The following is a 12995-nucleotide window of genomic DNA, read 5'->3' as shown; positions in this document are numbered from 1 at the left end:
TTCTTCACTGTCTAGCTCGAATCCTACAGCATCGCTTATGTTGTAGTTATCATCAGCACGGAAAAGATAACTAGGTTCGGGAGAACTTGCTTTGTTAACTTCTCTTTGACGTTCACTGGTTCGATTATAAGACTAAAAGGCGCGATCGCTCTACACATTATCCCACTGCCAAGCCAGGATCGAGCGATGCTCCAAAGGAGCCGCCGTAGGCAACGCATTTGGGTTTTGTGCTGATTGCACCATGATCAATTGGATTGGTGTCAAGCGCGATCGCACGGGAGCATCCAGTTTTGGCAGAAATACTCAAATAGCCAGTAAACCATTGAGATAAGCACAACGAACTGAGAGGATTTGATTAACACTATCAACATTCCATTGTGCGCCAGAAATTTTCATCCTAGCTCCAATCTGTTTAATAGCAGACTCGACTGCACCAGAACCAATAGAACAAAGTTGTTCAGCCTGGTAATAGCTGTAGTTGACAATGCGAGAGCGATGTTTTTCAAGATAAGCGATGAAGTTCTTAACTGTTTGCCTCGACGATTATGAAATAAAGCTTTAGTTTCTTCGACTTGACCTTGCCACAAAAGAGTTTCAGCAACTTTAAGCCGCTTTAAAGAACCGCCAATTTTGTAGAGATTTTCTTTGAGGTGATACCAATCCAATATTTCCCAACGCTGAAAATGCTCTGTTTTACCAAACTCTTTGACTAAATTCCACACGCCATCATGACCATCCCCCAAGCATACTAATGGGTTAACCAGACGCTGGCTATTGACATAATCAACTAATGATTGGTTGTCATCAAAAAACGCACTATAGTAAATTCCTTGTAGTCTTACGGTTTTATAGTCTCGCCAGTGACACCCGGCTTTCGGTTTACCCCGGAGTCGGACTTTTCCCCCATCTACACTGACTTCTGAAACTGCTTGTTTTGCAAGTGGTAATTCAAAATCTTGTGACAGTACTAATTTTTGTTGCGTTGAGTGACCCACTTTCACTCCTGTCAATGCCTCAACTTCAATTTCTGCTTTTTGGTATGATTCGTTAGCTGACAGCCTCAAACAACACTTTTGAAGTAATGGGCTTAACCGACTTCTGGGCTTCAAACCCAGTTTCTGTAACTGTTTGGCTTTAAGAGTCAGTTCCCCCACCAAGCTTTTAATTTTCCTGGTTTTACCTACTTTTGTTCCAGTTTTTTGTTCGATAAAAAAAGGGCTATTTCTGGGCTAACTAGTTCTAATATTTGACTGCGAACTGTTTTTTCTATGCCTTCCAGGTCTGTTAGCTTACTTTTGTCTGCTTCTTCATACAACAATGTTGCCACTTCTTGTAAGCACGCTTTGAGCCGTTCTTGTTTATCCTGGTTCATGATTCCTGGTTCACGCTTCTTTCTGTCTGTTATTTTCTCCTAAAATCTGTATATCTTCCAAAAGTGGATGCTCCCGATCGCACTTCCCAAAATCTTACTATCTCCCTAAACTACATCCAAGGGTATCAGCCGCTAAACTTGGTCAATGGCGATCGCGCGAACGGTTAGGGGAGATTGGGAGGAGTCGTGTAGGGTTAGTTCGGGTTTTTACCAGGGTTAAAATTAACTCAATATACCTTTTTATCCTTCAATATCAGCATAATTGAGTTTATAGTCTGCATCACTTCTTACAACTATTAAATGTCCCCAAAATAAGTCACCATCTTGAAATATTAATTCTAATCTTCCGTCAGATTCAATTTTTAGGGATTCTAGTAGCAATAAATCTTTGAATTCATCTTCACTTACTTTTTCCTCTTCAGTGTCTGCCCAACTTTCATTTTTTAATTCCAGCAAATTATCAGCACAGTACTTTTTGATTAATTCAAAATCATTTTTGACCCAATCTATTGCTTCATTAACCCGATTATTTAATACTTCAACTTCTTTAACCTCTTTATCTGATACATAAATTTTAGTCTGAATTCCATTTATTTCGCTGTTTCCTTCGTACCAATTAAATTCAGAATCATATTGAAATTCATTGATAGTTACCATGATATTCTCCTTATTTCCATAATAAAATTCCTCCATTGTGTCCATGCTTCCGGTGTACTTGACGATCTACCAGAACCATTTCATATTTTGTAGTCTTATGATGCCACGTCCACTTATCAGGACTTCCAGCATCCGAATATCCCATTATCCGATTGGCTATCGAGAAATGTTGAGGCCGACTACCATCAGCAAGACGTATCTTCATCCCGCTTTTTGTGAGTCCGTATTGTTTATTTCGTAATCCTTTGTTAAGTTGAACATTGGTTTGGACGTTTACAGGATTTGTCCAAGTTTTTTGCCGAGTTACATTGGAAAAATTTATGTTCCCTACACCATCTCTTGTATATGTTATCTCTTCAAACTTATCATAGTTGTCAGTATTGTATTCTTTTTGATAACTTTCTGTGTTGCCATTACGTTTCATCTGTAGATGGTTATTTTTGCCGTTGTTAGGGCGTGAATAGGTGCTGTAGCTATTGTTGCTATAAGATTTGTTTGACGACGATTTCTTAGCGAGAGGTTGCTCTGAGTATTTTTCCAAAAGCTTTTTAAACCTATCACGAGTCAAAACAGCTAAGGAATACCATTCCAAATATAAATTTTCGTTGTTTGCTACGTCGCTATACTTGCCATTCTCTACTTGTTGTACAAACTTTTTGAAGAAGTTTTGTAGTCCCCCATCTCCTAGTTTAATTTCAGATAAATCTAAATCTTCAAGTTCTACTAGTTCTTCTTTAGCATCTCCATCTGCATTCTTATGGTCTTCATCCTCGCTCAAGTCATCGTTAGGTTGGGCTTTATTTTGGACTGCACCTTCTATTGTTGTATCATTCGGCGCAATTACAACCTTAAAATCTAGGTCTCCATCCTTCTCATCCTTTGCAGCATCCTCAAAACGAACAGTGAGCTTAATGCCCTTCTCTAGCTTTTGTGTGTATAACTTCTCAATCTGTTTTGCCTGTGCTTGTTTTTCTGCTCTTATGCTCTGATAGTCCTTCGTTTTACCATCTGTTTTTTCGAGTTCTGACACTGCTTGTTGGGCTAGCAACTGGTGCTGCTTTTCGCCTTTTCCCTTACTGTCCTTACTATTCTCTTGTTGATTCTTTTGGTCAGGCTTACCTTGCTTTCCTTTTTCTTTATCTTTGCCAAAGTCAAACTTATCTTTAACTTTATTCCCAAACTTGTCAAACTTATCCTTGACGGATTTTTTCTTGCCTTCAACCCATTGCTTACCAACTTCTTTTTTATCCTCAACCCACTGCTTACCAGCTTGCTTCTTATCCTCAACCCACTGTTTACCAGCTTTATATTTCTCCTTCGCTGATTCTGTAACCGCTCCTACCTTCTTGCCGAACTTGCTATTTTTAAACTTGTTACTAACACCCTCTTTCTTGTCATTAACCCACTGTTCGGCTGCTGCTTTCTTATCATTAACCCAATTCTGACCAGCTTCTTTTTTATCTTCAACCCACTGCTTACCGGCTTTATATTTCTCCTTCGCCGAATCTTTCACTTCTCCAGCCTTCTTACCAAACTTGCTATTCTTAACCTTGTTACCAACTTTCTTAAACGCCTTCGCACCTTTATCAATTACCCAATCAACTGCTTTTTCCATCGGTTTCCGCAGTTTGCGGAATATTGCCTGAATCTTGCCGGCAATTCCATCTAAGCCCAAAAGACTTGCTAGGAAACTGATGACGACTGGTAAAGATTTCGCTAGGGCATTTTCAACACCTTTGATTGCTTGATCGATCGCACCACTAGCGATCGCAGCAATCGCATCCAGTATCGCATTAATTAAATCGGCAATCTGCTGGGCGCGTTCAATAAAGAATTTGACAATCTGATAAATCCCCTTAGCAGCTTTAATGAAGCCTGCACCCGGTATTAACAAGCTGATAACCCACTCAATCCCGGCTGTAATCACCTTTTCAATGATAAAGTTCTTGATGGGTTCAATCACCAAGGCATTGAGATCGCCCATCTTCTCTTGGACAAACTGCCACATCCCAGCCACTCCCTCACTGGCTAAGACTTGAAATACATCAACAGTTTGTTCCAAGCGGCCGACCTTTTCTTCACCCAATTTTTTCACGGCTTGGGCGCGAATTACTTCATAGGTGAAGCCCAAAAGCTGCATTGCTAGGCTAAAGATCCCTTTGATGTCTAAGTTTTCTGGCATTTGAATACCAGTTTCTGCCATTGTGCCTGTCAGCCAGCCAATTAATCCTTGCTGGAGGTGCTTCCCGATATTATTCATGAAGTTGAGGAAGCCTTGCTTCAGCGCCTGAATCAAATTAGTCAAGAAACCAATCGGGTTTTTGAGGATTTGCCCAATTACCCCAGCAACTCGCGCTAGCACTTCCAAAAGCATTTTGGTCAGTTCGATGATCGTCTTGATGACTCCCACGATGAAGTCGAAAGCTTTTTGAATAAAACCTTTATTTGCCTCCTTCATCTCTTCAATGCGGGCATCAACAGCTTCTAAGTTCTCTTTATACTTCTGCGCTAGGGTGTCAATTAGCTCATCTTGCTTATCGTCAACACTTTGTTGCAATTCTTCAAATTTGCTGTCAATGTCTGCGGCGGCTTGTTGACCAACTCCTTTTAAGTCTTGCGGCAGTTGGTTAACATAATTCTGAATCTCCAACTTCCCACTGGCAATTTCTGCTTTGGCTTGGGTCAGTCCTTTACTAATAATGTCCACGACATTATTAATTACACCATTCATCTGATTGATGTAAAGCTGACGACCATCTTGATAGAAAGCGTTCACCTCTGAGGGCATACCAAACAATTTGTCCCACACCCATTTTGCTGGGCCTAAAATGCCGCCATAGCGATCGCTCTTATATTTGTCCATCCGCTTGCCAACGTAATCCTCGAAGGCTTTCTTGGCTTCCGCAGCACCATTATCAAAGGCTTGTATGACTTGTCCGTCTAGTTCACTGAGGGTTTTCTCAACTTTGCCTTTGGTACTGTCATAAATTTTATTAATATCACCAGCAACTTTTGCCCGTGCTTGCTCATCCTTGCCCTTGGCTCCCACTTGGTGTTCTGTTACCTGACCCAGGTTTTGGTTACGGATACCGTGCATTGCTTGCAGATGCTGTTGGGCTGTGGCTTCGGCCGTAGTTTGAGCAGTTGCGAGTATCCCTTGCTCTTGCTGGCGATATTGTGGCGGCGCTTCCACAGCGTGGGTTTGAGCATCTTTTTTGGCTGCGAGTGCCCCTTGAAACTCCGGTTCATTGGAGTTTGCCAATTGCTCTTCGGTAACATCCGCCTCTTGCATCTGCTGGTCAAGTTTTTTACTGTCTTCTTGCAGTGGTGCTTCAACTTCACCTTGTCCCTTAGATTTGGGTGCGGCTTTATCTGCATCAACGCTTGTTGGCGGTGTCCCTGGCTCATTTTTTGGCAGTGGTGTTACTTGTTTAGCCTCAACACCACTGGCATCAGGTTTTTCTTTAGTTTTTTCTTCTAACTGACCCTGAGAACTTTTCTGTTCTTCTTTGACTTGGCCACTCAAATCGCCTTTCACAGAGTCAAGTTTGTTGTTATTTTTAAAGTTGTCCGCCTCTTCCAAGTTCTTGGGAGCCATATCAGCAATGCGCTCCATCAATTTGGCTTTGAAGGCGGCAGCGTCAAATCCTGGTGTTGGGGCTTGTTGCATCTCACCAACTTGATTAGCCTGCGCTTTGCTGTCTACTTCATTACCTGGGGGTTGTGCTGCTGCTTGGGCTTCTTGGGCTTTGCTATTGGCAGGTGGGTGTTTTTTCTCTTGTCCAGCAACCTCTTTTGTTGTACTGGCTACCGCTTGAAATGCTGGGTCATCTTCAGGGCAAGTGGGAGCTTTTTTACCATCATCAGCGATCGCTTTACTACCAACTGCTGCATTAGTTGTATTTGCTCCTGGTAATGCTGCGATCGCTTTACCTGCATTTGCTCCTGGTAATGCTGTGTCTCCTCCTGGTAATGCCGTTTGGTTTTTAGCTTGCTGTGGTAAATCTGCTTTTTCTGTATTAGTTTTAGTATCTTTTGACTCAGGCTGTTTTTGTTGATTTCCCTCAGCCTGTTTCTGAGTTACTGCTACATCAACCTTTTTTGTTGGGGGTGGATCTGTTGCCGCATTGCCTCCATCATCTGGAGGTGTGGCAGTAGCTTGATCTTTTTTTGTCGTAGCCTGATTTTGTTGTTCGCCGTTTTTTGTATCAGTTTGGGATTCTACAGCTTCTAAATTTTTTTGGTTATCTTCCTCGGCTGGTTTTTGGGAATTCTCCCGCAGTTGAATGGGTAGCCGAGACACCGCAGAGGTTGTCGGTATAGCTTTTGTCTGAAGTTTGTTTTCTTTTCGTGCTAGATGAAGGGATTTAGGCTGTACTGCACTACCATTCTGTTGGACAACGTGCGTCAACTCATGGGCTAGTAATTCCTTGCCTGTATTACTTTCAGGAGAGTATTCACCCTGACGGAAAAACACATCCTGCCCTGTGGTAAAAGCACGGGCTTGTATAGATTGATTGAGTCTATCAGATTGAGCATCAGTATGAACCCGGACAGTGCCGAAATCAGCCCCAAATGCTTGCTCCATTGGTTGCTTGATATCATCTGCAAGCGGCTGCCCATTTCCACGAGCTTGTTGGATAGAAGTTTCTAACTCTGATGTTGCTGCTGTCCCCCCTCTACCTTTACGCTGTACTACAGGAGTAATGGAATCTGCCAGGGATTTCATTTGCAATTGGTCTTCTTCCTCTGGTAAAGCTTCCCTTTGAATAGACTGGCGAGTTCCCGGCTGGCTCATTCTCTGCATTACCTGCCCTGCTACTCTATCAGCTTCCTGTTCGTAAATGTCTCCTGGCTGATTAACTGTGAGTCTTGTTTGTAGACGCAGTGACATTCGACTAATGTCGTGGGTGAGAGGTTTGTTTAAGGGTTGTATCCCAGTTACTGTTTGAGGTGAAGCAGTAAGAGATTTCATTTGTAATTCTTCCTCTTCCTCTGGCAATTCTTCCCGTTGCAGGGAGATATTGGAACCTGCCAGGGATTTCATTTGTAATTCTTCCTCTTCCTCTGGCAATTCTTCCCGTTGCAAGGAAATATTGGAACCTGCCAAAGATTTCATCTGTAATTCTTCCTCTTCCTCTGGCAATTCTTCCCGTTGCAAGGAAATATTGGAACCTGCCAGGGATTTCATCTGTAATTCTTCCTCTTCCTCTGGCAATTCTTCCCGTTGCAGGGAAATATTGGAACCTGCCAGGGATTTCATCTGTAATTCTTCCTCTTCCTCTGGCAATTCTTCCCGTTGCAAGGAAATATTGGAACCTGCCAGAGATTTCATTTGTAATTCTTCCTCTTCCTCTGGCAATTCTTCCCGTTGCAAGGAAATATTGGAACCTGCCAAGGATTTCATTTGTAATTCTTCTTCTTCCTCTGGCAATTCTTCCCGTTGCAAGGAAATATTGGAACCTGCCAGGGATTTCATCTGTAATTCTTCCTCTTCCTCTGGCAATTCTTCCCGTTGCAAGGAAATATTGGAACCTGCCAGGGATTTCATCTGTAATTCTTCCTCTTCCTCTGGCAATTCTTCCCGTTGCAAGGAAATATTGGAACCTGCCAAGGATTTCATCTGTAATTCTTCCTCTTCCTCTGGCAATTCTTCCCGTTGCAGGGAAATATTGGAACCTGCCAAGGATTTCATCTGTAATTCTTCCTCTTCCTCTGGCAATTCTTCCCGTTGCAGGGAAATATTGGAACCTGCCAAGGATTTCATCTGTAATTCTTCTTCTTCCTCTGGCAATTCTTCCCGTTGCAGAGATTGTTTGCTTACAGGTTCGCTCATCGTCTGCATTACCTGCCCTGCTACTCTATCAGCTTCCTGCTCGTAAACATCTCCTGGCTGGTTAACGGTGAGTTTGGTTTGTGAACGCAGTGATATTCGACTAATGTCGTGGACTAGAGGTTTGTTAAGGGGTTGCACCAATGAAGTTGTTTGGGAGGAAGCACCAGGAGAGTCTAAACCGAAACCGCGCGTCGGTTGTTTGAGTGCAGGTATTGAAAAGGAACCTGTAGTAGTTTTTTTGGACTGACTTACGCGTTCTGTCATTTACTTCTCCTGATGCTTAATCAGTCGCTAAGATAAATACTTGCTGGTTATTATCACTATATATAGGGTACTGCGATCGCACTAATAACACAATTCGCCCAAAGTCTAAATTTTTAGGAAACCGATTCTATAGTATCGGGCAATTTAATGTCCATTTACTCAATCTAAAAGAGATGCGATCGCATCTGTAGCAGCTTCCGCCTTCCCTGTAGTAACTTCCGCCTTCCCTGTAGCAGCTTCCGCCTTCCCTGTAGCAGCTTCCGCCTTCCCTGTAGCAGCTTCCGCCTTCCCTGTAGTAACTTCCGCTTTCCCTGTAGTAACTTCCGCTTTCCCTGTAGCAGCTTCCGCCTTCCCTGTAGTAACTTCCGCTTTCCCTGTAGTAGCTTCCGCTTTCCCTGTAGCAGCTTCCGCCATCACGTTTTGGTGTATCGCGCAGTCTGTAGCAGCTTCTGCATTAAATAATAGGACTATTTTCGAGGATTAAACTAACGAAGCGATCGCACTTCGTTAACTCACTTTATAAGAGTAGCGATCGCGTTTTGCATCCTACAAGTTCAGGCGATCGCACGGTCATTAACCATTTTACATAAGGGATTGCTTGACTATTAAGACAGTCGTTACAAGATCAGGTGATCACACTAAAATGTTAAGTAAATCAGAAAAAGTTAACGATGGCAGCTAAAGATAAATTTCATGCTGTGGTTAGAATTGCTTTAGAAAAGGAGCAGTGGAAGATAACCGATGATCCTCTGCGACTAGAAGTTGGCGGAACTAAGTTTGAAATAGATTTAGGTGCAGAGCAACTGTTAGCAGCAGAGCGAGGTGAACAAAAAATTGCAGTTGAGATTAAAACGTTTCTGAGTGATTCACCACTAACAGATTATCATGCTGCGTTAGGACAGTTTTTGAATTATCGGCTTGCCTTATAAATCAGCGATCCAACTCGCATTCTCTATTTGGCAGTGCCTGTAGGTGTTTATGAAGCTTTTTTCAAGCGGGAATTTGCCCAAATATCTGTAGAGAGATATGAGATTAAACAAATTATTTATGACCCAATTCAAGAGGTAATTGTACAATGGATACCCTAGAATCTTATCGCCATATCATTCAGTCGTTGTTGACGGCTTATGCTGCTATCCCAATAGCCAATGGTCAGATTGATTGTTACACTGTTTTTGATACAAAACAAGACCATTACATGGTTATGAATGTAGGATGGGATGGTCATCGGCGAGTCTATGGTTGTGTTTTACATTTGGATATTAAACAGGGAAAAATTTCGATTGAGCAGAATATGACGGAAATGAGAGTGGCTCAAGAACTTGTAGAGCGAGGAGTTCCAAAAGATGATATTGTTCTAGGATTTCAATCTCCTGAAATGCGGGAATATACGGGCTATGGAGTTTTTTAACGACACATCGCGATCGCACTCTTATTTTATCGTCATAGCAGCGATCGCATTCACAAAAACACAACAGGCGATCGCACTAAATTTAAACTCTTGCCTTTGTATTGGAGCGTTAGGCGACAGAAGCAATACAACGCAGCCATTACCAAATAATTTGGTTATTAACGACGGGAAAAACACCGCAGGAGATAGCGCAAGTAACAGGATATACGAGAATCTGAATTTACCAGTTAATAAAACGCTATAATCAGTATGGCACCAGCACTCTAGAAGACCAACGGCATCATAACCCAGGTAAAAAACCAAACTTAACAGATGTGCAACAACCGCAACTGTGGTAGGTACTGGAAGACAAAGCACCAGATGGTGGGTTGTGGAATGGTCGTAAAATGGCAGATTTGTTAAGTGAGCTGACAGGAAAAGGTATAACTCGGCACAGAAGATGGGAGTATCTACAACAAATGACATATAGGTTGCGTGTTCCTCGACCAGAACATGGGATGAGCGATAGCTTTGAGCAAAAAAATTGGAAAAAAACTGAATTTGAAGCAGAAATTTCTTCAAGCTCGATATCCAAACGCTGAAATTGAGGTTTGGAGCATGGACGAACATCGTCTTGGACATAATCGGAAGTGGCGTATTGCTTTATATTCCCACGACACAATGGGGCTAGGACATAAACGCCGTAATTTGTTGATTGCTCAAACTTTAGGATGTTCACCCCTAAAAACGGATGTTTTAATGATTAGTGGCATTCGAGATGCCAGCAATGTACCAACACCTCCAGGGGTAGACTGTTTGACGCTCCCGGCTTTGCGTAAAAGTATTGATGGGCAATATCACGCCAAAAGATTGGATCTATCATTGCAGGAAATTATTACACTGCGATCGCAAGTTATTCTCACCACCATCAAAACATTTAAACCGGATATTTTTATTGTGGATAATGTACCGCGAGGAGCAGTCAGAGAGCTAGATCCAACTCTAGATTACTTGCGTACTCAAGGAAAAACACACTGCATTTTAGGTTTACGGGATATCTTAGATGAACCCGCTTCTGTGCGTCGAGATTGGAAGCGAGCAGCTAATGAAGAGGCGATTCAAGCTTACTATGATCAGGTTTGGGTGTATGGCGATCGCAACATCTATGACCTAGCAAAAGAGTATCATTTCCAGCCAAAAACTGTTGCCAAATTCCGCTACACTGGCTATCTTGACCAACGCAGCCGCCTTAAACATCTGGATTTAGACAGCGTTCAAGCATTTAAATCGCTCAATTTGCCATGTGAACGATTGGTATTGTGCTTAGTGGGAGGCGGACAAGACGGAGCGCAGTTAGCAGAAACATTTGCTTATGCTGAACTACCACCAGAGATGAACGGTATCATCTTAACAGGCCCGTTTATGCCGCGAGAAGTAAGGCATAAACTCCAGAATTATGCAGCGCAACGTGACAATTTGCGCGTGTTGGAATATTTAGCCGAGCCAACGCTGTTACTAAATCAAGCCGAACGTGTGATTGCAATGGGTGGTTACAATACAACTTGTGAATTGTTGTCATTTGCAAAGCGATCGCTAATTTTACCCCGCATCAAACCCCGACAAGAACAATCAATCCGTGCTAAACGATTACAAGCACTTGGCTTAATTGATGTATTACAACCACATCAACTGACACCTGCGGCATTAAGCAACTGGCTAACGCTTAAGGTAGAGTCACCACAAGTCCGTAATTTTGTCGATCTCAAAGGACTTACCCGCATTCCCCAATTCGTTAATGAAATCTTCATATCAGCTATTTGTCATTAGTCATTTGTCATTTGTCAAAGGCAAAAATTTTATACCAATTCTTTATGAAGACGCATAAAAAAACTCCACCGCCTGCGTCACTTTCCCTTGGTAACTACGGTCAAATTACCCCCCTTAATCCCCCCTTGGAAAGGGGGGAAACCGGAAAATCTAGTTCCCTCCCCTTTCCAAGGGGAGGGTTAGGGTGGGGTAAAACCCTGGTTAATCAGCTATTTCAGACTTGTGTATACACCGTAGCCTTGGAAAGGGGGGAGACCGGAAATCTAGTTCCCTCCCCTTTGCAAAGGGAGGGTTAGGGTGGGGTCAAAATAATGTGCAACTTCACAGAGAATTGGTATTACCTCATTAATTACGAATTACGAACTACGAATTATGTCAATCCGTATTGGTTATGTTCTCAAACGTTATCCCCGATATTCTGAAACCTTTGTCGTCAATGAAATTTTGGCTCATGAAGCGGCTGGCTTAGATATAGAAATTTTCGCCTTACGACCACTATGTGATACTCACTTTCAAAATATTATTTCCCAAGTGCGTGCGCCTGTAAGTTATATTCGGAGGCCAATTCAAGGGCGAGTTAGTGAATCACTCAATAGTCTCGCACCTACAGCCGCTAGCTATTTTTGGGCAGAGTTACAAGAAGCGAGTAAGGTTATCCCTGACTTTTGGCCAAAACTAGCCTTTGCTCAAGGTGAACAAGCTAGCACTGTCTACCAAGCCGCATGGTTAGCACGAGAAGCTCGAATCAAAGGCATTACTCATTTACACGCTCATTTTGGGACTGTGGCTACTAGTGTCGCTCGGCTAGCATCTCACTTTACAGGCATTCCCTATACTTTTACGGCTCATGCTAAAGACATATTTCATGAAACCGTGGAATTTGAAGATATGCAACGTAAGCTACAGGATGCGGCTAGTGTCGTAACTGTTAGTGACTATAATCTTAAATATCTGCACAATACATATAACTTAGCCACAAAGCAAGTTCAGCGCATTTACAACGGTTTAGATTTACGACAATTACAATATTCCTCTCCGGCTGAACGTCCGCCATTAATTATCTCAGTTGGTCGGTTAATTGAGAAGAAAGGGCTATCTATTTTGATTGATGCTTGTGCCATTCTCAAGCAGAGAAATTATCAGTTTCAGTGTCAAATTGTCGGTACAGGTTCTTTAGAATTGACCTTGCGTCAGCAAATTATAGATTTAGAATTGCAATCTATTGTGGAAATTGTCGGCCCGCGTCCGCAAAATGAGGTGTTTCAATTAGTACAAAAATCTGCTGTGTTTGCCGCACCTTATGTCATTGGCAAAGATGGTAATCGGGATGGACTACCTACAGTTTTACTCGAAGCTATGGCTTTGGGAACTCCCTGTGTAAGTACTGATGTGACGGGTATTCCTGAATTGGTGCGTGATGGGGAGACTGGGTTGATTGTGCCACAACATGATGCCGAGCAATTAGCGATCGCACTTGGGCAATTTATCACAAATTCTGCTTTGCGGGTTAAGTTGTCAACCCAGGCTAGGCAATTAATTGAGTCTGAGTTTGATATTCATCGCAATACTGCAATTTTACGGAAATTATTTCTCACGCATACCGCAAGCGGAACTCGCAAAGTAGGCGCAAAAACGTAAAGGAGGTGTGA

The 12995-nt window shown here is 42.5% G+C and carries 9 protein-coding genes and 2 pseudogenes; 5 read left to right on the top strand and 6 right to left on the bottom strand.

The annotated features are described in order from the left end of the window. Positions 1 to 157 precede the first annotated feature (157 nt). From ANSO36C_RS10720 to ANSO36C_RS10700, 5 genes and pseudogenes are all read right to left on the bottom strand, one after another. Entirely contained in the window at positions 158 to 337 is a 180-nt protein-coding gene (locus tag ANSO36C_RS10720) for a hypothetical protein (RefSeq protein WP_251960504.1), read from the bottom strand. Beyond that, positions 304 to 1372 (bottom strand): annotated as a pseudogene (locus tag ANSO36C_RS10715) (ISKra4 family transposase). The gene ANSO36C_RS10720 and the pseudogene ANSO36C_RS10715 overlap by 34 nt, the downstream one beginning before the upstream one ends. A gap of 240 nt (positions 1373 to 1612) precedes the next feature. After that, on the bottom strand, positions 1613 to 2029 hold the full coding sequence (locus ANSO36C_RS10710) for a DUF2262 domain-containing protein (RefSeq protein WP_251959514.1): 417 nt from the start codon (positions 2027 to 2029) through the stop codon (positions 1613 to 1615). Between the two features lie 10 nt (positions 2030 to 2039). Next, on the bottom strand, positions 2040 to 8129 hold the full coding sequence (locus ANSO36C_RS10705) for an eCIS core domain-containing protein (RefSeq protein ID WP_251959513.1): 6090 nt from the start codon (positions 8127 to 8129) through the stop codon (positions 2040 to 2042). Positions 8130 to 8288: 159 nt separating this feature from the next. Beyond that, positions 8289 to 8543, bottom strand: a complete 255-nt coding sequence (locus ANSO36C_RS10700; protein ID WP_251959512.1) for a hypothetical protein — start codon at positions 8541 to 8543, stop codon at positions 8289 to 8291. Between the two features lie 257 nt (positions 8544 to 8800). On the opposite strand from ANSO36C_RS10700, the pseudogene ANSO36C_RS10695 reads away from it, so the two are divergent. Together ANSO36C_RS10695 and ANSO36C_RS10690 are read left to right on the top strand one after the other, a co-directional pair. Beyond that, positions 8801 to 9217, top strand: a pseudogene (locus tag ANSO36C_RS10695) (XisH family protein). After that, positions 9205 to 9540 (top strand): XisI protein, encoded by a 336-nt coding sequence (locus ANSO36C_RS10690; protein WP_251959511.1) that lies wholly within the window; start codon positions 9205 to 9207, stop codon positions 9538 to 9540. The pseudogene ANSO36C_RS10695 and the gene ANSO36C_RS10690 overlap by 13 nt, the downstream one beginning before the upstream one ends. A gap of 21 nt (positions 9541 to 9561) precedes the next feature. Here the strand turns inward: ANSO36C_RS10690 and ANSO36C_RS10685 are convergent, their stop codons facing one another. Beyond that, entirely contained in the window at positions 9562 to 10005 is a 444-nt protein-coding gene (locus tag ANSO36C_RS10685) for a hypothetical protein (protein ID WP_251959510.1), read from the bottom strand. Between ANSO36C_RS10685 and ANSO36C_RS34825 the strand changes: the two genes are divergently transcribed. From ANSO36C_RS34825 to ANSO36C_RS10675, 3 genes are all read left to right on the top strand, one after another. Continuing rightward, the gene (locus ANSO36C_RS34825) at positions 9927 to 10121 is read left to right on the top strand and encodes a winged helix-turn-helix domain-containing protein (protein WP_410174688.1); all 195 of its coding nucleotides are present in this window, start codon (positions 9927 to 9929) and stop codon (positions 10119 to 10121) included. The genes ANSO36C_RS10685 and ANSO36C_RS34825 overlap by 79 nt on opposite strands. After that, positions 10081 to 11346: a glycosyltransferase family protein gene (locus ANSO36C_RS10680; RefSeq protein ID WP_251959509.1), complete on the top strand. Its 1266-nt coding sequence runs from the start codon at positions 10081 to 10083 to the stop codon at positions 11344 to 11346. Before ANSO36C_RS34825 ends, ANSO36C_RS10680 begins: the two co-directional genes overlap by 41 nt. 372 nt (positions 11347 to 11718) lie before the next feature. Then, on the top strand, positions 11719 to 12984 hold the full coding sequence (locus ANSO36C_RS10675; RefSeq protein WP_251959508.1) for a glycosyltransferase: 1266 nt from the start codon (positions 11719 to 11721) through the stop codon (positions 12982 to 12984). The last annotated feature ends 11 nt before the right edge of the window (positions 12985 to 12995 follow it).

Origin of the sequence: Nostoc cf. commune SO-36, from assembly GCF_023734775.1 — a bacterium.
Taxonomy (GTDB): Bacteria; Cyanobacteriota; Cyanobacteriia; order Cyanobacteriales; family Nostocaceae; genus Nostoc; species Nostoc commune_A.
The sequence above is the reverse complement of the archived record's forward strand: the minus strand, read 5'-3'. Positions and strand labels throughout refer to the sequence as shown.

Excerpts from the sequence above, each read along its gene's own strand:
- ANSO36C_RS10710 (WP_251959514.1), bottom strand. The coding sequence starts at position 2,029 with ATGGTAACTATCAATGAATTTCAATATGATTCTGAATTTAATTGGTAC.
- ANSO36C_RS10705 (WP_251959513.1), bottom strand. The coding sequence starts at position 8,129 with ATGACAGAACGCGTAAGTCAGTCCAAAAAAACTACTACAGGTTCCTTT.
- ANSO36C_RS10700 (WP_251959512.1), bottom strand. The coding sequence starts at position 8,543 with ATGGCGGAAGCTGCTACAGGGAAAGCGGAAGCTACTACAGGGAAAGCG.
- ANSO36C_RS10690 (WP_251959511.1), top strand. The coding sequence starts at position 9,205 with ATGGATACCCTAGAATCTTATCGCCATATCATTCAGTCGTTGTTGACG.
- ANSO36C_RS34825 (WP_410174688.1), top strand. The coding sequence starts at position 9,927 with ATGGCAGATTTGTTAAGTGAGCTGACAGGAAAAGGTATAACTCGGCAC.
- ANSO36C_RS10685 (WP_251959510.1), bottom strand. The coding sequence starts at position 10,005 with ATGTCATTTGTTGTAGATACTCCCATCTTCTGTGCCGAGTTATACCTT.
- ANSO36C_RS10675 (WP_251959508.1), top strand. The coding sequence starts at position 11,719 with ATGTCAATCCGTATTGGTTATGTTCTCAAACGTTATCCCCGATATTCT.